We start from the raw sequence: 19,666 nt of genomic DNA, 5'->3' as shown, positions 1-19,666 counted from the left end.
TCCCGGCAGGCGGCAGGAGCCTCCGGCGGGAGTATTTGACAGGCAAAGACGCGCAACGCCTGGATCGGCACCGGACACCTTGGCAAGCGGCCTGTCGGCGCCGATAGTGGTGGGAACAAACCCGGATCATCCGTGCAACAGACCGCCACCCTGCCGCCGCGTTTCGCCGACTGGTTTGCCAGCCGCGGCTGGACGCTGCACCCGCATCAGGCGCGGATGCTAGCGGCGGTCGGCGACCCGGCGGTGCTGCTGATCGCGCCGACCGGAGGCGGCAAGACCCTGGCCGGGTTCCTGCCCAGCCTGATCGAACTGGACGACTCGCCGCGTCCCGGCCTGCATACGCTCTATGTCTCGCCGCTGAAGGCGCTGGCCGCCGACATCCGACGCAACCTGACCACACCGATCGAGGCGCTGAAGCTGCCGATCCGGGTCGAGGACCGGACCGGCGACACCCCCGCCGGCCGCAAGAAGGCGCAGCGCGCCGATCCGCCGCATATCCTGCTGACCACCCCGGAAAGCCTGGCGCTGCTGCTCAGCTACGAAGACGCGCCAAGGATCTTCGGCAGCCTGCAACGGGTGATCGTGGACGAGATCCACGCCCTCGCCGAATCGAAGCGCGGCGATCAGCTGATGCTGGGGCTGGCCCGGTTGCAGGGCCTGGCGCCGGGACTGCGCCGCGTCGGCCTCTCGGCCACCGTCGAGGACCCCGCCGCCATCGCGCATTTGCTGGCGCGGCACCCGGACCCCTGCCCGATCCTGCTGGCCGATCCGGGCCCCGACCCCGATATCCGGATGCTGACCACCGACGAGCCGCCCCCCTGGCGCGGCGGCGGCGGCACCTATGCGATCCGCGCGGTGCTGGACGAGGTGCGGCGGCACGACACCACGCTGATCTTCCACAACACCCGCGCCCAGGCCGAGATATTCTTTCACCATCTCTGGATGCAGAATGACGAGGGCCTGCCGATCGGCATCCACCATGGCTCTCTGGCCCGCGAGCAGCGCGAAAGGGTCGAGGCGGCGATGCAGGCCGGGGCGCTCAGGGCCATCGTCTGCACCGGGACGCTCGACCTCGGCATCGACTGGGGCGATGTCGATCTGGTGATCCAGGTCGGCGCGCCGAAGAACGTCAAGCGCCTGGTGCAGCGGATCGGCCGCGCCAATCACCGCTACAACGCCCCCTCCAAGGCGCTGATCCTGCCCGCCAACCGTTTCGAGGTCATCGAATGCATCGCGGCGCTGGAGGCGGCGAAGGCCCATGATCTGGACGGCGAGCCGCGCGGACCCGGTCCCCGCGACGTGCTTTGCCAGCATATCCTGATCACCGCCGCCGCCGGCCCCTTCGACGAGACGGCGCTGTTCCGCGAGGTCAGAAGCTGCGGCGCCTATTCCGGGCTGAGCCGGGCCGCCTTCGACGACTGTCTCGATTTCGTCGCCACCGGCGGATATGCGCTGCGCGCCTATGACCGCTGGCAAAGGCTGATGAAGAAGGACGGGCGCTGGCAGTTGCGCGACCCGCGCGCGGCGGCGCGGATACGGCGCAACATCGGCACGATCCAGGACAGAGACCTGCTGAAGGTGCGGATGCGCGGCCGGGGCGAACCGCTGGGCGAGATCGAAGAGGGGTTTGCCGCCACGCTCACCCCCGGCGACACCTTCCTGATGGGCGGCAGGGTGGTGCGATTCGAGACCCTCAAGGACGTGACCGTAGAAGTGTCGCGCGACAAGGGCCGCAAGCCGCGTGTCGCCACCTTCATGGGGACCAAGTTCGCCACCTCGACCCAGTTGTCGGCCCGCATCCTGCGGATGTTCCGGCAGGACAGCTGGCCCGACCTGCCCGCCCATACCGCCGCCTGGCTGGCGCATCAGCGCAGCGTCTCGCGTCTGCCGCAGGCCGATCGGCTGCTGGTCGAGAGCTTTCCCTGGGACGGGCAGGCGCATACCTGCATCTACGGCTTCGCCGGGCGCAACGCGATGCAGACCCTGGGCCTTCTGCTGACCCGGCGGATGGAAGTGTTGGGGCTGAACCCGCTCGGCTTTGTCTCGACCGATTACGGGGTGCTGATCTGGGGGCTCGACCCGGTCACCGACCCCGAATCGCTGCTGGCGCCCGACAGCCTGCGCGACGGGTTCGAGGACTGGCTGGCCGGCAATGCGGTGATGAAGCGCATCTTCAAATCGGTGGCGACGGTGGCCGGTCTCCTGGACCGGGTGCCCCCGGGCGGCAAGCGCGGCGGACGGCAGACGAGTTTCTCGGCCGGCGTCCTCTACGACACGCTGCGCAAATACGATCCCGATCACCTGCTGCTGCGGATCACCCGCGAGGAGGCGCTGCGCGGACTGGTCGATTTCGGCCGGATCGAGGAGATGCTGGCCCGGACCGGCGGCCGCGTCGATCACATGCAGATCGACAGGGTGACGCCGCTGGCCGCGCCGATGCTGCTGGAAATGGGCCGGGTGCCGGTAGACGGCGCCGCCGAGGAGCGGCTGCTGGCCGAGCAGGCTCAGGCGCTGATGGCGGCGGCGGGGCTGGGCTGAGCCGCCGGCCCACTTGCCTTCGGCCCGGAGCTGCGTCACCACCAAGGGATGAACGGTTATCCGGTTCCTCTCGCCGGGGCCACCCTGCTGGCCCTGGGGTCCGGCGCGCTCTGGTGGGCCGAGCGGCGGATGCTGGTGGTCTCGGACCTGCATCTGGGCAAGTCCGACCGGATCGCCCGCAATGGCGGCGCCATGCTGCCGCCCTACGAGACCGGCGACACATTGGCCCGGCTCGAATCCGACATCATGCGCAGCGGCGCCGAGACCGTGGTCTGCCTGGGCGACAGTTTCGACGACCCCGGCGCGGCGGCGCGGCTGGACGAGGCGGCGCGGCTCTGGCTGATGCGGATGCAGGCCGGGCGGCGCTGGATCTGGGTCGAGGGGAATCACGACCCCGGCCCGATCGAACTGGGCGGCAGCCATCTGGCCGAACTGCCGAGCCCGCCGCTGCTGTTCCGCCATATCGCCCGGCCCGGCGCCAGCGGCGAGGTCTCGGGCCATTACCACCCCAAGGCCGGCGTCCATGCCCGCGGCCGGGTCATGACCCGGCCCTGTTTCCTGGCCGACAGTGACCGGATCGTGCTGCCGGCCTATGGCACCTATACCGGCGGGCTCAGGGCCCAGTCCCCGGCCTTGTCGCACCTGATGCGGCCCGAGGCGCTGGCCATTCTCACCGGCCCGGTGCCGCAAGCCATCCCGATGCCAAGATGACCCGAGCCGACCCCACCATTGTCAGAAAAGTGCAAGACAGCTTTGCGAAACAGGGCTTCCTGAAGACGTTCGACGCCGAGATCGTCGAAATTCTGCAAGGTTCGGTCACGCTGTCCGCGCCGCTTCTGCCCCGCGCCTCGCAGCAGCACGGCTATGGCCACGCCGGGCTGAGCTTCGCCCTGGGCGATTCCGCTGCCGGCTACGCGGCGCTCACCCTGCTGCCGCCCGAGGCCGAGGTGCTGACGGTGGAAATGAAGATCAACCTGCTGGCCCCCGCCCGGGGCGACCGCCTGATCGCCACGGGCCGGGTCCTGCGCCCCGGCCGCCGGCTGAGCGTCGTCAGCGCCGAGGTCTGGGCCGAAACCGGCACCTCCCGCAAGCCGGTCGCCCTGCTGCAGGGCACGATGATCCCGGCCTGACGGCGGCTCAGGCGGTCAGCCCCTCGGGCTCGGGCAGGCCGTTGGCCCGGCAGCAGGCGGTCAGCGTATTGGCCAGCAGGCAGGCGATGGTCATCGGCCCGACCCCGCCCGGCACCGGGGTGATCGCCCCTGCCACTTCCGAGGCGCTGGCGAAATCGACATCGCCCACCAGCCGGCCCTTGCCGCCCTCTTCGGCCGGCGGCAGCCGGTTGATGCCGACATCGATCACCGTGCAGCCGGGTTTCAGCCAGTCGCCCTTGACCATCTCGGGCCGCCCGACCGCCGCCACCACGATGTCGGCGCGCCGCACCACGCCGGGCAGGTCGCGGGTCCGGGAATGGGCGATGGTCACCGTGCAGCTGTCGCCCAGCAGCAGTTGCGCCATCGGCTTGCCGACGATGTTCGAGCGCCCGATCACCACGGCCTCGAGCCCTTCCAGCGATCCCAGATGATCGCGCAGCAGCATCAGGCTGCCCAGCGGGGTGCAGGGCACCATGGCCTTCTGCCCGGTCGCCAGCAGCCCGACATTCGAGATATGGAACCCGTCCACATCCTTGGCCGGATCGATCGCCGCCAGCACCCTGGCTTCGTCGATCTGTTCCGGCAGCGGCAGCTGCACCAGCACGCCATGCACCGCCGGATCGGCATTCAGCCGCGCCACAAGCGCCAGCAGATCGGCCTCGGAGGTCTCGGCGGGCAGCTTGTGCTCGTAGGAGTTCATCCCGACCTCGACGGTCATCCTGCCCTTCGAGCGGACATAGACCTGGCTGGCCGGGTCCTCGCCGACCAGCACCACCGCCAGTCCGGGGGTGATGCCCCGGGCCTTCAACCCGGTGACTCCTTCGGCCACCATGCCCCGCACCCGCGCCGCGAAGCCCTTGCCGTCGATCACTTTGGCCATGGAGTCTGTTCCTTCATCTTTGGGTCTCAAATACTCCCGCCGGAGGCCGGGCGGGACAAGGGCGCTCGATGCGCCCTTGGACCGCGGCCGGCGCCGACGGTGGGGCCGGCCTGCCCGCCGCAGCACCGGGCGCCGGGCTGCGCGGGGCCCTTATACCACGGGGGAACGGGCCCGCCAGTTGGCCGGCGCCGGGTCGCGCCCCGCGTGGCCGCGTCAGAACAGTCCCTCGACCTGGCCGGCGTCGTTCAGATGGATGTTCTCGGCCGAGGGCACCCGCGGCAGACCCGGCATGGTCATGATCTCGCCGCAGATCACCACCACGAAGCCGGCGCCCGCCGACAGCCGCACCTCGCGCACCGGCACCGAATGGCCGGTCGGCGCGCCGCGCAGATTGGGATCGGTCGAGAAGGAATACTGGGTCTTGGCCATGCAGATCGGCAGATCGCCATAGCCCTGCTCCTCCCAGGCCTTCAACTGGGCCCGCACCGACTTGTCTGCCAGCACCGCGTCGGCATGGTAGATCCGCTTGGCGATGGTCTCGATCTTCTGGAACAGCGGCATCTCGTCCGGGTAGAGCACCGAGAAGTTCGAGGCCTCCGACTCGGCCAGCTGCACCACCTTGCGGGCCAGGTCTTCGGCCCCCTTGCCGCCCTCGGCCCAATGGGTGCAGAGGATCGCCTCGGCGCCCTGGCTGGCGACATAGGATTTCACCGCCTCGATCTCGGCATCGGTATCCGAGACGAAATGGTTGATCGCCACCACCACCGGCACGCCGTAGCCCTTGAGATTGCCGATATGCCGACCCAGGTTGGCGCAGCCCTTCTGCACCGCCTCGACATTCTCGGGGCCGAGATCGGCCTTGGCGACGCCGCCGTTCATCTTCATCGCCCGGACCGTGGCCACCAGCACCACCGCATCCGGCGCCAGGCCGGCCTTGCGGCACTTGATGTCCATGAATTTCTCGGCGCCGAGATCGGCACCGAACCCGGCCTCGGTCACCACATAGTCCCCCAGCTTCAGCGCCGTGGTGGTGGCGATGACCGAGTTGCAGCCATGCGCGATATTGGCGAAGGGCCCGCCATGGACGAAGGCCGGGTTGTTTTCCAGCGTCTGCACCAGGTTGGGCTGCATCGCGTCCTTCAGCAGCACCGTCATCGCGCCGTCGGCCTTGATGTCGCGGCAGAAGACCGGCGACTTGTCGCGGCGATAGGCGACGATCATGTTGCCGAGGCGTTTCTCGAGATCCTGCAGGTCCCTGGCCAGGCAGAGGATCGCCATGACTTCCGAGGCGACGGTGATGTCGAATCCGGTCTCGCGCGGGAAGCCGTTGGCGACGCCGCCCAGCGAGGCGGTGATCTGCCGCAGGGCGCGGTCGTTCATGTCGAGCACCCGGCGCCAGACCACCCGGCGGGTGTCGATCTCCAGGCTGTTGCCCCAGTAGATATGGTTGTCGATCATCGCCGCCAGCAGGTTGTGGGCGCTGGTGATGGCGTGGAAATCGCCGGTGAAATGCAGGTTCATCTCCTCCATCGGCACGACCTGCGCCCTGCCGCCGCCCGCGGCGCCGCCCTTCATCCCGAAATTCGGGCCGAGGCTGGCCTCGCGGATGCAGATCACCGCCTTCTTGCCGATCCGGTTCAGCCCGTCGCCCAGGCCGACGGTGGTGGTGGTCTTGCCCTCGCCGGCCGGGGTCGGGTTGATCGCGGTGACCAGGATCAGCTTGCCGTTCTTCCGGTCCTTCAGCCCTTCGATGTAGCTCTGGCCGACCTTGGCCTTGTCATGGCCATAGGGCAGCAGATCCTCGGCCGGGATGCCCAGCCTGGCGCCGATCTCCATGATCGGCAGCTTGTCGGCTTCGCGGGCGATCTCGATGTCGGACTTATGGCTCATTGCGCGCTCCCTACGGCTGTGCCCCGGCGTCAAGCTCCGGGTTCGGCCATGGCCTAGCCGATGCCGGGCCGAAACACAGGGGCTTTTGCGACATTTCCGGCGATGGAATCGGCAGCCGCGGTTTCGGATCGGAAATCGGCGCGGCCGATCGTGGCCGCAATCAACGGTTCGTAAAGGATTTTGCCCCTGACTAGGCGGCGGGACCGCAAAGGGTACAGAAAGGGACCCGGGCAATGAATGCGATGCTGGCCGTGAATCTCGGATTTCTGATCGGGCTGGCCCTGGGCGTGCTGCTGGCGCTCTGACCCGGGCCGCCCGCCGACCCCGGGGGTGGGCGCCTCCGGCGGGAGTATTTTCGCCCCGAAGATGGCCGCGGTCAGCTCTGCCGGGCAGCGTCGAGATGCGGCCAGGCCGGTTGGTCGGGGACATGCAGGCGCAGGCTGTCGCCCAATGCGATCGGACCTTCACGCTCGACCCAGGCGGTGACGCCGCGCCGGCCCCGGGCGGCGGATTTGAACCCCTTGCCGAGACCGGGGTGATGGCGCTCGATCACCGGTGCCGGCAATTGGCAGGGCCGGTTCTCCATATCGACCACAAGGGTCGCGCCCGAGGGCGCCTGAAGCCGCGACGATGGCGGGACATGGGTGAAATCGGGGATGCCCTCGAGCAGCAGCGTGGCGCCGAGCCAGGCGGGATCGAGCCACTCCAGCCCCATGGCGGCGGCGGTCGCGGCCAGGTCTTCGGCCGAGACCAGCGAGAGCTGGCGGGTGTTCCGGATCTCGGTGCCGCGCGGATGCAGGTCCAGAACGCGCGAGCAGCTGGCCCGGGTGGCGCCGCCGTGATCCTCGCCCGCGACGCCGTCGAAACGGCAGGTGATGCGCTCCACCGGCGCCGAGGCCAGCGCCGCGCCACGGTCGCGGACCAGGCCGAGCCAGAGCACGCGGGCCGTGAATCGGGTGGGTTTCAGGGCCGCCATACCGCCTCCGCCGGCTGTTCCCGCCCAGTCTTGCCGCCCGGGGCCAGCGCGTGCAAGCCTGCCTAGCCCGCCAGGCTGCGCCAGAGCAGGCTGCCGCGGCGGCGGAACTCGGACTGCGCGAGGCGGCCGGACAGCACCCGGTCGGGGTGGCGCCGGGCCTGTGTCAGCAGCGCCTTCGCGCGCCAGGTGGCCAGCAGCACCGGGGTTTTCGGCGGCCGCACGGCGCGGATTTCCTTCAGCGCCGCCTCGGCCAGCGCGGCGATCCCGGCCCCGGAAGCATCCGGCAGCGGGGTGCCGCCCTGCGCCAGCAGCGCCGGACAGGCCAGGAACCAGTTCGCCAGCCCCTGCGCCCGGCCCCAGGCCCGCAGCGCCTGCTCGCCCTCGGCCGCGCCCAGAGATTGCGCCCCGGCCCAGAGCAGGGTGCCGGCGGTGCGGTCGAGATAGTCCATCAGCGCCGCGGCATCGGCAAAGGGCTGGGCGCCGATATCGCAGTGCCGGGCCAGGATCAGATCGTCGAGGCCCCGCGCCGCCGCCGGGGTCAGCGCCGCGGCCAGCGGTACCGTCACCTCATGGTTGCGGACCGGGCGGCCTTCGGCGATCTCGGCCAGCGCGTCGCGCCACCATTGCAGCCGCATCTCTGCGATCAGCGGTTCGCGCGTCACCTGCGGGGCGCGGGCAACCTCGAGATTGAAGGCATAGAGCGGGAACAGGACGGCGCGGGCCGCCGGCGGCGCGGCCATCACCGCCAGGAACCGGTCCGGATCGCCACGCTGGACCAGGGAGGCGCAGGCATCGAGGCTCATGCCGGGGCCGCGACGGTCAGCGAACAGGCGATCCCGCCCGGTGCCCGATGCCGGAGGCCACCCCCCTGCGGGGCATCTTCCGGCATCCCGGCCAGGGCCAATCCATCCGCCCCCGGCTCCTCGCGCGGCAGGTCGCGGTGCAGGGTGAAGAACGCGGCGGGCGGGCTCACACCGGGCGCGCTCCGTCGCGCACAAGCTTCCAGTTGATCGCGTCGCAGAGCGCCTCGAAGGAGGCATCGACGATATTGGGAGAGACGCCGACGGTGGCCCAGCGACGGCCCTGCCCGTCCTCGCTGTCGATCACCACACGGGTCACGGCCTCGGTCCCGCCCTGGGTGATGCGGACCTTGAAATCGACCAGCCGCAGGTCGTCGATGATCGCCTGATAGGGGCCGAGGTCCTTGGCCAGCGCCTTGGACAGCGCGTTGACCGGGCCGCGATCCGAGCCGCTCTCGTCCAGGCTCTCCGAGACCGACAGCATCTTCTCGCCGCCGATCTTCACCACCACCACCGCCTCAGACAGCGTCACCATGTCGTCGCGCTTGTTCTTGCGGCGCTCGACGGTGACCCGGTAGCGTTTCACCTCGAAGAAATCCGGCAGCAGGCCCAGCTCGCGCCGCGCCAGCAATTCGAAGCTGGCCTGGGCGGTGTCATAGGAATAGCCCTGCGATTCCCGTTCCTTGATCGTTTCGAGGATGCGGGCCAGGGCCGGAGTGTCGCGCGGGACATTCAGCCCCATGCCTTCCAGCCGGGCGCGCAGGTTCGATTGCCCGGCCTGGTTGGACATCGGCACGATCCGCGCGTTGCCGATCGAGTCGGGCGGGACATGTTCATAGGTGCTCGGGTCCTTGGCGATGGCGCTGGCATGCAGCCCGGCCTTGTGGGCAAAGGCCGAAGCGCCGACATAGGGCGCGGCACGCAAGGGAACCCGGTTCAGGATGTCGTCGAGCAGGCGCGAGGTCTTCGTCAGCCCGCGCAGGGCCTCGGCGGTGACGCCGGTGCGGAACTGGCTGCAATAGGGTTCCTTCAGCAGCAGGGTCGGGATCAGCGTCGTCAGGTTGGCATTGCCGCAGCGTTCGCCCAGCCCGTTCAGCGTGCCCTGGATCTGCCGCGCCCCGGCGTCGATGGCGGCCAGGCTGTTGGCCACCGCGTTGCCGGTGTCGTCATGGGCGTGGATCGCCAGGCGGTCGCCCGGGATGCCGCTTTCGATCACCGCGCGGGTGATCCGCGCCACTTCGCGCGGCAGGCTGCCGCCATTGGTGTCGCAGAGCACGATCCAGCGGGCGCCGGCATCGTAGGCGGCGTGCAGGCATTCCAGCGCATAGTCCGGATCGGCCTTGTAGCCGTCGAAGAAATGCTCGGCATCGAACAGCGCCTCGCGTCCCTGCGCGACGACATGGGCGAAGGAGGCAGAGAGATTTTCGATGTTGTCCGCCAGCGGAATGCCAAGCGCGGTCTCGACATGGAAGGCATTGGCCTTGCCGACCAGGCAGACCGCCGGGGTGCCCGCGTTCAGCACCGCCGCCAGAACGTCGTCATTCTCGGCCGAGCGGCCCGAGCGCTTGGTCATCCCGAAGGCGGTGAGGGTGGCGTCGAGCGGCTGCGGCGACTCGAAAAACTCGCTGTCGGTCGGGTTGGCGCCCGGCCAGCCGCCTTCGACATAATCGATGCCGAGACTGTCCAGCGAGGCCGCGATCTGGCGTTTCTCGTCGGTCGAGAACTGAACGCCCTGGGTCTGCTGGCCGTCGCGCAGCGTGGTGTCGAAGAGATAGAGGCGTTCGCTCATGATCTTGTCTCCTGACCCATACGAGGCCGGCTGTTTTCTTCCTGAAAGCCCGGTTCGCCTGCGAACCGGGCAGCGCCCGACCCGCCCCCCAGGGCGGGCGCTTCGCACCCACCCTCGGGCCGGGCGCCGCCCTCTGTGGGGAGATGATTTGAACGGTGGGTCATTTCAGCGCCTCCAGCTTGGCGGGGTCGAAGTCGGTTGAAGGCAACAATTCGACTCCTTCTTTTGAAATCCGCACTTCAATTCCAGCATCGGTCAATGCGGCCTTCAGTGAATCCACAGCCGTGAAATCCTTCGATTCGATTGCTGCCAAGCGAAGCTGGAAAAGCCGGGTTGCAAAGGCATCAAGAAGCGGCTGCGCAGCCAGTCGCTCAACAGCTCCATCAGATACCCAAGCGCCCATTGTGGAGTTGTCCTCCAACACCCCAAGCAACTGCGCCGACGCTGCGAAATCATCCATCTCGGCTTGCGAGACATCAGAGCGCTGCTTGCGCTCAATCGCCCCCGCAATCTCGTGAAGCACGGAAATCGCGCCCCAGGTGTTCAAGTCATCAGCAAGCGCGGACACGACCCGAGGATTCGGTGTCCCGCCCGCTTGCGCGGAAGCTGTCAGCTCGCGCCACTTTCTGAGAGTGGCCTCGGCCTCCTCGCGTTTCTTCTCGGTCCAGTCCATCGGCTTGCGATAATGCGTCCCCAGCAACACGAACCTGATCACCTCCCCCGGCACGCCCTGGTCCAGCAGGTCCCGCACGGTGAAGAAGTTGCCCAGGGACTTGGACATCTTCCGCCCCTCGACCATCAGCATCTCGTTGTGCAGCCACACTTTCGCAAAGCTGCCATGCGGATAGGCGCAGCAGCTTTGCGCGATTTCGTTCTCGTGATGCGGGAACATCAGGTCCGAGCCGCCGCCGTGGATGTCGAAGCTTTCGCCCAGCAACTCATGCGCCATCGCCGAGCATTCGATATGCCAGCCCGGCCGGCCCCGGCCCCAGGGGCTCTCCCAGCCCGGCAGTTCGGCGTCCGAGGGTTTCCACAGCACGAAATCCATCGGGTTGCGCTTGTAGGGCGCCACCTCGACCCGCGCCCCGGCGATCATGTCCTCGACCGAACGGCCCGACAGCTTGCCATAGCCCTCGCGCCAGGAATCGACCGCGAACAGCACATGGCCCTCGGCCTCGTAGGCATGGTCCTTGTCGATCAGGTCGGCGATCATCGCCACCATCTGCGGAATATATTCCGTCGCCCGCGGCTCATGCGTCGGCGGCAGCGCCCCGAGCGCCCCCATGTCCTCGTGATACCAGCGGATCGTCTCGTCGGAACGGGCGTGGATCAGCTCTTCCAGAGTGCCCTCGGCCCCGGCCTCCTTCCGCGCCAGGGCGGTGGCGTTGATCCGGTCGTCCACGTCGGTGAAATTGCGCACATAGGTGACGTGATCGGCGCCGTAGACATGCCGCAGCAGCCGGAACAGCACGTCGAAGACCACCACCGGCCGCGCGTTGCCCAGATGCGCCCGGTCATAGACCGTCGGGCCGCAGAGATACATGCGGACGTTCTGCCGGTCGAGGGGCTCGAACAGCTCCTTCTTCCGGGTCATCGAATTGGTCAGGCGGATCGGCGTCATCACGCGCTCCAGAACGGGGTGCGCCCGCGGGACCGTGTTTGCTTATGGAATAAGGAAAACCGCCCGCGGACTGAGGTCAGCAGGGAATGCAGCAGATAATGGCGATTGCGGCACGGTTCATGGCGGCTGTCCTAGCACCAAGGCCCGGCCCCGCCAAGCAATTTCGCAGGGCTTGCCGGACATCGCGGCACCGGGCATGCTGCCGGGCATGAGCCGTGATGCCATCAACGCGATCTGCGCGGGCTTCCCCGGAGCCGAGGTATCGGACCCCTGGGGTGGCGGCCATGACGCCTGGAAGGTCGGCGGCAAGATGTTCGCCAGCATCGGCGCGGTGACGCCCGGCGTCTCGGTCAAATGCGCCGGGATCGAGCAGGCGGAAATGCTGATCGACGCCGGGGTCGGGGTGAAGGCGCGCTATTTCCACCGCTCCTGGATCACCCTGCCCTTCGACAGCGACCCCGAGGAACTGGCGCACCGGCTGCGCGAGAGCTACCGGATCATTCGCGCCGGCCTGCCCAGGAAGGTGCAGGCCGCGCTCGGGGCATTCTGAGGGACGCCGGCCGGCTCAGGCGTAGCTGACCAGTTCGAACTCCACCCCCTCGGGGCCGTCGAAATAGAACCGCCGCCCGGGTTCGTAATCGGCATGGCTGCGCGGCGTGAAGCCGGCGGCGCGGACCCGTTCCTCCATCGCGTCGAGGTCATCGACGACAAAGCCGACATGGTTCAGCCCGCCCCGTGTCGCATAGCTCGACCCGCCCGGCTCGGCGATACCGTTCGGCCCGCTGTAGACCGCCAGATAGGTCTCGGGCCCGCCGACATGGACGCTGAATCCCTCGGCGATCGCCGGGCCTTTCCAGCGGATTTTCCAGTCGAACAGCTCGCAGAGCTTTTCGGCAAAGGCCTCGGGGTCCGAGACGGTCAGGTTCACATGTTCCAGAGTGGCCGTCATGGCTGTGTCCTTTCGGTTTGAACTCTCTGGCACCGTGGTCTAGGACCTCAAGTATACTTTAGGTCAAGCGATTTCTTCAAAGAGGCTTTCATGGCGCTTCCTCCCCGCGATCTCGGCATCGGCGAAGTCGCGGCCCGCACCGGGCTGTCGGTCCCGACCCTGCGGTTCTACGAGACCCGGGGCCTGGTCAAACCGCTGCGCACCTCGGGCGGGCAGCGGCGCTATCTGCGGGCCGATCTGCGGCGGCTGTCGATCATCCGGGTGGCGACCGATCTGGGCTTCTCGCTGGCCGAGGTCGGCGCGGTGCTGGACCGGTTGCCGCCAGGCCGGGCCGCCACCCAGGCCGACTGGAACCGGATCGCCCGGCATTTCCGCCGTGAGCTCGACCGACGAATCCGCGGCATGGAACGGCTGCGCGAGCGGCTGGATGGCTGCATCGGCTGCGGCTGCCTGTCGATGAAACGCTGCGCCCTGTTCAACCGCGATGACGAGGCCGCCGCCGAAGGCCCCGGGTCGCGGCTCTGGCGCGAGATCGGCGGCGACGACCATGCCGAGGGGCCGGCGCGATAGCCCCGGCCGATCAGCGCCCGTCATGGCCCGTCGCACAGCCGTTCATTTGACAATCCGCCGGCCCCATGCACCCTGCCGGGCGCGAATTTCAGGAGGTGGCGGATGCAATTGTCACGACAGATCAGCGGCATTCATGCCAGCGGCCCGGATGGCTGGGACGCCTTCCGCCGCGCCCGCGCGATGGCCCGGGCCGGCGAGCCGGTGATCGAACTGACCATCGGCGAGCATGACATCCGCACCGATCCGCAGATTCTCGACGCGATGCACCGGGCGGCGCTGGCCGGCGCCACCGGCTATCCGGCGATTCCCGGCATCCTGCCGCTGCGCGAGGCGGTCGCCGCCCGGGTCTCGGAACGGACCGGCGTGCCCACCGGCGTCGAGAACGTGCTGATCGTGCCGGGCGGCCAGGCGGGGCTGTTCGCGGCCCATCACGCGGTCTGCGACCCCGGCGACAAAGCGCTGATCTGCGATCCCTACTATGCCACCTACCCCGGCACCGTCCGCGCCGTCGGGGGCCGGCCGGTCGCGGTGCCCTGCCGGCCCGGGAACGGCTTTCGCCCCGATCCCGCCGATATCCTTGCCCGCGCCTCCGGCGCCCGCTCCCTGCTGATCAATTCTCCCAACAACCCGACCGGGGTGATCTATGACCGGGCCACGCTGGACGGGATCGCCGGGGCCGTGCGCGAGGCCGATCTCTGGCTGATCTCGGACGAGGTCTATGACACGCAGGTCTGGGAGGGCCGGCACCTCTCGCCCCGCGCCCTGCCCGACATGGCGGAACGGACCATCGTCATCGGCTCCATGTCGAAGAGCCATGCGATGACCGGCAGCCGGATCGGCTGGGTCGTGGCGCCGGAACCGGTGATCGCAGCGATGGACGCCCTGGCCACCAACACCACCTATGGCGTCGCCGGTTTCGTCCAGGTGGCGGCGCTCTTTGCGCTGTCGCTCGGCGCCGGGTTCGAGGCGGAGATCGCCGAACCCTTCCGCCGCCGCCGGGCTCTGGCCAGGGCGCTGCTGGAGGCGCAGAACGTCGTCCGGCTGATCCCCTCCGGCGGGGCGATGTATCTCATGCTGGATATCCGTGCCACCGGGCTGGACGGCAATGCCTTCGCCGACGCGCTGCTGGAGGCCGAGAAGATCGGCGTCATGCCCGGCGAGAGCTTCGGCCAGGCCGCCGCCGGCCATATCCGGGTTGCGCTGACCGTCGCCGACGACCGCTTCACCGATGCCTTGTCGCGGCTTCTGGCCTTTGCCGCCCGGCTGGCCGCCGCGCCCGAGGCCCGAACCGCCCGGTTGAAGCGCGTCGAATGACAGGCTTGCGTGACCTGCACCACACGGGCGACGCCTTTGCCGGGACCGACCGGGTGCAATAGCCGCGGATCGGCGCGGCGCGGCTGCCGCCGGCGCACCGGGCGCACGGCGCAGGAAGGCGACAGGCTGGCGATTTCATGCTAGCGCTTGCTCCATGGCGCCGGTCCCGGCCGGTGCCCCGATTGCGCGCTGCCGGTCCCAGACCGGCCATTTTCGACCGAGAGGATTGTTCATGAGAAAAATTGCCCCCGCCCGGCTGCTGCCGATGCTGGCCGCCCTGCTGATCGCCCTCGGCACGGCCGCCGGCCCGGCCCGCGCCCAGACCTATCCCGATCATGTCACCGACACGGTGAACGATTTCGCCGACCTGCTCGACGACGAGGCCGAGGCGCGGATCACCGATGAACTGGTCTCGCTGCGCGAGGACATCGGCGTCGAGATGACCGTGGTGACGATCAAGGCGCTGGCCGATTACGACGCCGGCGACATCGAGGATTTCGCCACCGGCCTGTTCAATTCCTGGGGCGTCGGCGATGCCAGCCGCAACGACGGGATCATGATCCTGGTCTCGGAGACCGACCGCGAGATGCGGCTGGTTCTGGGCGCGGGCTACCCTTCGACCTATGACTGGCTGGCCGAGGATGTGGTCGATCTGACCATGCTGCCGCGGTTCCGCGACGGCGATCTGCAGGGCGGGATCGAGGCCGGGGTCAAGGACGCGATCTCGCGGATCGCCGAACCCTTTTCCGAGGGCCGTCCGCCGGAAGAAAAGCCCGCCACCGGCGCGGCGCCGCAACCGAGCGAGCTGGTCGAAGGCGGCGAAAGCTCCGGCGGCGGTTGGGCCGGGATCGGGATCGGCGCGGTCTTCGTGGCGCTGATCGGCGCCCTCTTTGCCAAGGGACCGATCGGCCGGATGATGCTGGCCCGCAAGCCCTGCCCGAAATGCGGCGCCAAGGGCCATCTCAGCCGCCACTCGGAAACTCTGAGCCGCGCCACCACCACCTCGACCGGCACCGTCCGCGCGGTGACCGAATGTTCGGCCTGCGGCTGGCATGACGAGACTACCCGGACCCTGCCGAGGATCCGCAAGAGTTCCTCGTCCAGCGGCGGCTCCTTCGGGGGCGGCAAGTCCTCGGGCGGCGGTGCCTCGGGCAAGTGGTAGCCGGGCGGGCCGGCCGCGATGCCCTTGCAGAACCGGGTCTTGCCGGACGGGAAGATCGTCGCCGACCCGGCGCGCGGCACCCTGACCGGCAACCGCGGCTGCCTGCATGACGGCGACCGGCGGATCGTCCGGCGCTGGACCACCCATGCCTGGATCGCCTGCCGGCTGGAGTGGAAGGGCGTCCGGCGGGTGCCGATGACGCCGGGGCGCTGGACCGAGCTGTTCTTTCTCGACGAGGCGGTGGCGCTCTCGGCCGGGCACCGGCCCTGCGCCTGTTGCCGCCGCGCCGATTACAACCGGTTCCGCGCCGCCTGGGCGGCGGCCTTCGGCGCCGTGGTCAGGGCGCCCGAGATGGATGCGGTCCTGCACAAGGCCAGGACCGGGGCGCCGGAGCGGCTGCCGGTGGATGATCTGCCCGATGGCGCGTTCCTGCGCACCGACAGCGGCCCGGCGCTGTTGTGGCGGGGGCTGGCCCACCCGTACCGGCCCGATGGCTATGGCGAGGGGACCGCGGTCTCGGGCCCGGTCGAGGTGCTGACCCCGGCACCGATGCGGGCGGTCCTGACGGCGGGCTATCGGCTGATGCCGCAGCCGAGCCTGGCCGGCTGATCCCGCCCCTGCCGATCGCAAGACTTTCTTAACCCTTTCCCGCCAGACTGATCGTCGCCAGGCCCCTGCCGGCCCCTGCCCGATACCGCCCCCCCGGTACGCGGCGGGGAGCGGCCGCGTCTTGCCCGGAAACAGTCCCCCGAGCCTGCGCAGAAGCGGACGCATCCCGCCCCAACAAGGGGCGGGATGCGACGCTGCGGCGATCGAGGCAAGGCCTCGGCCTCGGGGTCAGACAACAGCCAAAGGATGAAGGATCGGTTAACCCTGCTCGGCGCGTTCGGCGAGGTCGAGCCAGTCCTCCTCGGCCGCCGCCAGCGCCTGCTGCCGCTCGGCCAGCGCCTCGGTGGCCTTGCGGAACTTCACCGGGGCGCGGGAAAACAGCTCGGGGTCCGACAGCAGTTCGGAGAGCTTGGCGATCTCGGCGGTCAGCCGGTCGATCGTCGCCGGCAGGGTCTCGAGCCGGTGCTTCTCGGTATAGGTCAGGCCCGGCGCCGGGCTGGATGCCGTCTTCTTCTTCGGCTCGGCGGCCTTTGGCTTCGCGGCCGTCTCGGGCGCATCCCGGGGGCCGCGCTGGCTGAGGTAGTCCGACCAGCCGCCGGCATAGACCGTCGCCCGGCCGTCCCCTTCCATCGCCACGGTGATCGTCGCCACCCGGTCGAGAAAATCGCGATCATGCGAGACCAGCAGCACGGTGCCGTCGAACTCGCCCAGCAGATCCTGCAGCAGGTCCAGGGTCTCGACATCCAGATCGTTGGTCGGCTCGTCCAGCACCAGAAGGTTGGATTGCCGTGCCATGATCCGGGCGAGCATCAGCCGTGCCTTCTCGCCCCCCGAAAGCGAGCGCACCGGGGCCCGGGCCTGATCCTCGGAGAACAGGAAATCCTTGAGATAGCCGACCACATGCCGGGGCTGGCCCCGCACCATGACCTGATCCGAGCGGCCCGCTACCCGCATCTCGGGATCCAGGGTCAGGCTGTCCCAGAGCGTCGCATCCGGGTCCAGCGCAGCGCGGTTCTGGTCGAAGACCGCCATCTCCACCGAGGTGCCCAATGTCACCGTGCCGGTGTCGGGCGGGGTCTGCCCGGTCAGCACATTCAGCAGCGTGGTCTTGCCGACGCCATTCGGCCCGACCAGCGCCAGACGGTCGCCCCGCATGACCCGCAGCGAGAACGGGGAAAAGATCAACTTCCCGTCGTAACTCTTTGAAATCTCGTCGGCTTCGATGACCTTTCGGCCCGAGGTCGGGGCCGCATCCAGAGCCAGGGCCGCGGTTCCCTGGCGGCGCAGTTGCTCGGCCCGCTCGCCGCGCAGCGCGGCCAGTGCCCGGACCCGGCCCTGATTGCGCTTGCGCCGGGCCGAGATGCCTTCCACCGCCCAGCGTGCCTCGGCCTTGATCTTGCGGTCCAGCTTGTGCCGCGCCTCGTCCTCTTCCGCCCAGGTGGCATCGCGCCAGGCCTCGAAATGCTCGAAGCCCTTGTCCTGCCGCCGCACCACGCCGCGGTCGATCCAGAGCGTTCCCCGGGTCAGCGCCCGCAGGAAGGCGCGGTCGTGCGAGATCACCACGAATCCGGCGCGGGTGGTTGAAAGATGCGCCTCAAGCCATTGAATCGCCTGAATATCCAGATGGTTGGTCGGCTCGTCCAGCAGCATCAGACCGGGCGCCTCGGCCAGCAACCGCGCCAGCGCCGCGCGGCGCCGCTCTCCGCCCGAGGCGGTCGCCACCGGCCGCGCGGGATCGAAGCGCAGCCCCTCCGCCGCCCGCTCGGCGCGGAAGAGCTCGCCCGGCGGCAGGGTCGCCGCGGCATAGTCGCCCAGGGTCTCGAAGCCCGAAAGATCGGGATCCTGCTCCATGTAGCCGATGCTGACCCCAGGCGGCAGCACCCTGGTGCCACGGTCCGGTTCGACCAGCCCCGCCATCACCTTCATCAGCGTCGACTTGCCCGAGCCGTTGCGCCCGACCAGCGCCAGCCGGTCGCCCGGCTGCACGGTCAGGGACAGCCCGTCGAACACGGGATGGCCGCCGAAGGTCAGCGAGATATCGGTGAGTTGCAGGAGCGGGATACGGGCCATGCGCCCCAGCTATGCGGGGCGCGGGGCGGCGTCAACGGGTCGGCGTCATCGCGGAGGCAAGCTCACCCGGCAAGCATCCGCAAGAGCCGGGCCCGACCGGGCGGCACCTTGTTGATCTCGAGACCGGTGAACACATGCAGGGTGTTCAGGTCGCGGTCCACGACGGCGTGATCCGAGACCCAGCCGCCCATCAGCAGATAGGTCCGCAGCAGCGGCGGCATGGCCGACATCGCCCGCCGGGCGTCGGGCTTGCGCCGCAGCCGGGCGGCGAAGCGGAACACGTTCGGCGCCTTGACCCGGGGCAGCCAGCGTTTCGGCGCCAGATGCCGGTCGCGCAGCATCGCGAAGGCGTCGTAATAGTCGCGCGCCTCGGTGCCGTGGAACGAGGAACAGCCGAACAGCATCTCGACCTTCTCGTCATCGACGAATCGGGTCATCGCGCCCCAGGCGACACGCAGGATGTCCGGGTCGTGATGCGCGGGGTGAAGGCAGAACCGGCCCATCTCGACCATCCGGCCCTCGAAGCCTTCCAGCGCCGTAAGGTCGTAATACTGCGCCGAATAGCTCTGCCCGATCCCCGAACCGCCCGAAAGCTCCAGCAGCCGGAAGCAGCAGACCAGCACGCCGCTGCGGGTCTCCTCGACCAGCACATGCCGGCAGCGCGCGTCAAAATCGTCACTGTCGCGGGCCTCGGGGCGGGGCGCGGCGCCGGTTCCGGCGATGAAGGCCATGTGCCGCAGCACCTGCGCTGCCGCCAGATCCTCGGGGGTCTCGGCGAAACGGGCCGTGTAGCGGGCCTTTCCGAGGTTCAGCACGATCGTGACCTCCTTGCGCCTTGGCGGGCCGGTGGCCCCTGCCTAAATATGTCCACGGCCATCATCCGCACAAGATATGACACGATGATGATGGGGTTACGGCATGATAAAGGATCGGGCATGACCAGGATCGAGAAGACCGAGGCCGAATGGCGCGCGCAGCTGGGTGACGAAGCCTTCCGGGTGATGCGGAAGCATGGCACCGAGCGGCCCGGCAGCCACGACGATTTTCCCGATGTGCCGGGCCAGTACCGCTGCAAGGGCTGCGGCGCGGTGCTGTTCGAGGCCCAGACCAAGTTCGACGCGCATTGCGGCTGGCCCTCCTTCTATGCCGCCAAGGAGGGCGCACCGGTCGGGGAAAGCCTCGACACCAGCCTGATGATGACGCGGACCGAGGTGCATTGCGAGGGTTGCGGCGCCCATCTGGGCCATGTCTTCCCAGACGGGCCCCGGCCCACCGGGCTGCGCTATTGCATCAACGGCGTGGCGCTTACCTTCGTGCCGGACGAGGCCTGACTTCGGATCATCGGCG

Annotated in this window: 19 protein-coding genes; 9 read left to right on the top strand and 10 right to left on the bottom strand. The window is 69.0% G+C overall.

From position 1 onward, the window contains the following. Positions 1 to 132: 132 nt before the first annotated feature. Genes NUW50_RS03040 through NUW50_RS03030 form a run of 3 tightly spaced genes read left to right on the top strand, consistent with a single transcriptional unit; the run spans position 133 to position 3,668 of the window. Positions 133 to 2,538, top strand: a complete 2,406-nt coding sequence (locus NUW50_RS03040; protein WP_258287586.1) for a ligase-associated DNA damage response DEXH box helicase — start codon at positions 133 to 135, stop codon at positions 2,536 to 2,538. Positions 2,539 to 2,586: 48 nt separating this feature from the next. Continuing rightward, complete coding sequence (gene pdeM, locus NUW50_RS03035) at positions 2,587 to 3,249, top strand: ligase-associated DNA damage response endonuclease PdeM (RefSeq protein WP_258287585.1); 663 nt, start codon at positions 2,587 to 2,589, stop codon at positions 3,247 to 3,249. Further along, positions 3,246 to 3,668 carry a PaaI family thioesterase gene (locus NUW50_RS03030; RefSeq protein WP_258287584.1) on the top strand — a complete coding sequence of 141 codons (423 nt, stop codon included), beginning with the start codon at positions 3,246 to 3,248 and terminating at the stop codon, positions 3,666 to 3,668. The genes pdeM and NUW50_RS03030 overlap by 4 nt, the downstream gene beginning before the upstream one ends. 7 nt (positions 3,669 to 3,675) lie before the next feature. Here NUW50_RS03030 and folD read toward each other — a convergent pair whose 3' ends face one another. From folD to cysS, 7 genes are all read right to left on the bottom strand, one after another. Continuing rightward, the gene (folD, locus tag NUW50_RS03025; protein ID WP_258287583.1) at positions 3,676 to 4,569 is read right to left on the bottom strand and encodes a bifunctional methylenetetrahydrofolate dehydrogenase/methenyltetrahydrofolate cyclohydrolase FolD; all 894 of its coding nucleotides are present in this window, start codon (positions 4,567 to 4,569) and stop codon (positions 3,676 to 3,678) included. 213 nt (positions 4,570 to 4,782) lie between these two features. Further along, positions 4,783 to 6,459 carry a formate--tetrahydrofolate ligase gene (locus NUW50_RS03020; RefSeq protein ID WP_258287582.1) on the bottom strand — a complete coding sequence of 559 codons (1,677 nt, stop codon included), beginning with the start codon at positions 6,457 to 6,459 and terminating at the stop codon, positions 4,783 to 4,785. A 376-nt stretch (positions 6,460 to 6,835) separates the two neighbouring features. Then, the gene (locus NUW50_RS03015; RefSeq protein ID WP_258287581.1) at positions 6,836 to 7,435 is read right to left on the bottom strand and encodes an MOSC domain-containing protein; all 600 of its coding nucleotides are present in this window, start codon (positions 7,433 to 7,435) and stop codon (positions 6,836 to 6,838) included. Between the two features lie 62 nt (positions 7,436 to 7,497). Continuing rightward, entirely contained in the window at positions 7,498 to 8,238 is a 741-nt protein-coding gene (locus NUW50_RS03010; RefSeq protein WP_258287580.1) for a squalene/phytoene synthase family protein, read from the bottom strand. Beyond that, positions 8,235 to 8,408, bottom strand: coding sequence for a hypothetical protein (locus NUW50_RS03005; RefSeq protein ID WP_258287579.1), 174 nt, complete (start codon positions 8,406 to 8,408; stop codon positions 8,235 to 8,237). The genes NUW50_RS03010 and NUW50_RS03005 overlap by 4 nt, the downstream gene beginning before the upstream one ends. After that, positions 8,405 to 10,024, bottom strand: coding sequence for a citramalate synthase (gene cimA, locus NUW50_RS03000; protein WP_258287578.1), 1,620 nt, complete (start codon positions 10,022 to 10,024; stop codon positions 8,405 to 8,407). Before cimA ends, NUW50_RS03005 begins: the two co-directional genes overlap by 4 nt. 160 nt (positions 10,025 to 10,184) lie before the next feature. Beyond that, positions 10,185 to 11,645: a cysteine--tRNA ligase gene (cysS, locus tag NUW50_RS02995; RefSeq protein WP_258287577.1), complete on the bottom strand. Its 1,461-nt coding sequence runs from the start codon at positions 11,643 to 11,645 to the stop codon at positions 10,185 to 10,187. A 208-nt stretch (positions 11,646 to 11,853) separates the two neighbouring features. Here cysS and NUW50_RS02990 point away from each other — a divergent pair, with 208 nt between their 5' ends. Further along, positions 11,854 to 12,195: an MmcQ/YjbR family DNA-binding protein gene (locus NUW50_RS02990; protein ID WP_258287576.1), complete on the top strand. Its 342-nt coding sequence runs from the start codon at positions 11,854 to 11,856 to the stop codon at positions 12,193 to 12,195. Positions 12,196 to 12,210: 15 nt separating this feature from the next. On the opposite strand, the gene NUW50_RS02985 is transcribed toward NUW50_RS02990, so the two are convergent. Then, entirely contained in the window at positions 12,211 to 12,594 is a 384-nt protein-coding gene (locus NUW50_RS02985) for a VOC family protein (RefSeq protein ID WP_258287575.1), read from the bottom strand. A gap of 90 nt (positions 12,595 to 12,684) precedes the next feature. On the opposite strand from NUW50_RS02985, the gene soxR reads away from it, so the two are divergent. The 4 genes from soxR (at position 12,685) to NUW50_RS02965 (ending at position 16,249) form a co-directional block, all read left to right on the top strand. Beyond that, positions 12,685 to 13,164: a redox-sensitive transcriptional activator SoxR gene (soxR, locus tag NUW50_RS02980; protein WP_258287574.1), complete on the top strand. Its 480-nt coding sequence runs from the start codon at positions 12,685 to 12,687 to the stop codon at positions 13,162 to 13,164. Between the two features lie 102 nt (positions 13,165 to 13,266). Beyond that, a complete protein-coding gene (locus NUW50_RS02975; protein WP_258287573.1) occupies positions 13,267 to 14,478 on the top strand; it encodes a pyridoxal phosphate-dependent aminotransferase in 1,212 nt (403 codons plus the stop codon). A 232-nt stretch (positions 14,479 to 14,710) separates the two neighbouring features. After that, positions 14,711 to 15,640, top strand: coding sequence for a TPM domain-containing protein (locus NUW50_RS02970; protein ID WP_258287572.1), 930 nt, complete (start codon positions 14,711 to 14,713; stop codon positions 15,638 to 15,640). 18 nt (positions 15,641 to 15,658) lie between these two features. Further along, complete coding sequence (locus NUW50_RS02965) at positions 15,659 to 16,249, top strand: hypothetical protein (protein WP_258287571.1); 591 nt, start codon at positions 15,659 to 15,661, stop codon at positions 16,247 to 16,249. 258 nt (positions 16,250 to 16,507) lie between these two features. Here the strand turns inward: NUW50_RS02965 and NUW50_RS02960 are convergent, their stop codons facing one another. Next, positions 16,508 to 18,319, bottom strand: a complete 1,812-nt coding sequence (locus NUW50_RS02960) for an ABC-F family ATP-binding cassette domain-containing protein (RefSeq protein WP_258287570.1) — start codon at positions 18,317 to 18,319, stop codon at positions 16,508 to 16,510. 62 nt (positions 18,320 to 18,381) lie between these two features. Further along, positions 18,382 to 19,134, bottom strand: coding sequence for a GNAT family N-acetyltransferase (locus NUW50_RS02955; RefSeq protein ID WP_258287569.1), 753 nt, complete (start codon positions 19,132 to 19,134; stop codon positions 18,382 to 18,384). 120 nt (positions 19,135 to 19,254) lie between these two features. On the opposite strand from NUW50_RS02955, the gene msrB reads away from it, so the two are divergent. Continuing rightward, complete coding sequence (gene msrB / locus NUW50_RS02950) at positions 19,255 to 19,650, top strand: peptide-methionine (R)-S-oxide reductase MsrB (protein ID WP_258287568.1); 396 nt, start codon at positions 19,255 to 19,257, stop codon at positions 19,648 to 19,650. The last annotated feature ends 16 nt before the right edge of the window (positions 19,651 to 19,666 follow it).

This window comes from Frigidibacter sp. ROC022 (genome assembly GCF_024723735.1).
Taxonomy (GTDB): Bacteria; Pseudomonadota; Alphaproteobacteria; order Rhodobacterales; family Rhodobacteraceae; genus SLM-1.
The sequence above is the reverse complement of the archived record's forward strand: the minus strand, read 5'-3'. Positions and strand labels throughout refer to the sequence as shown.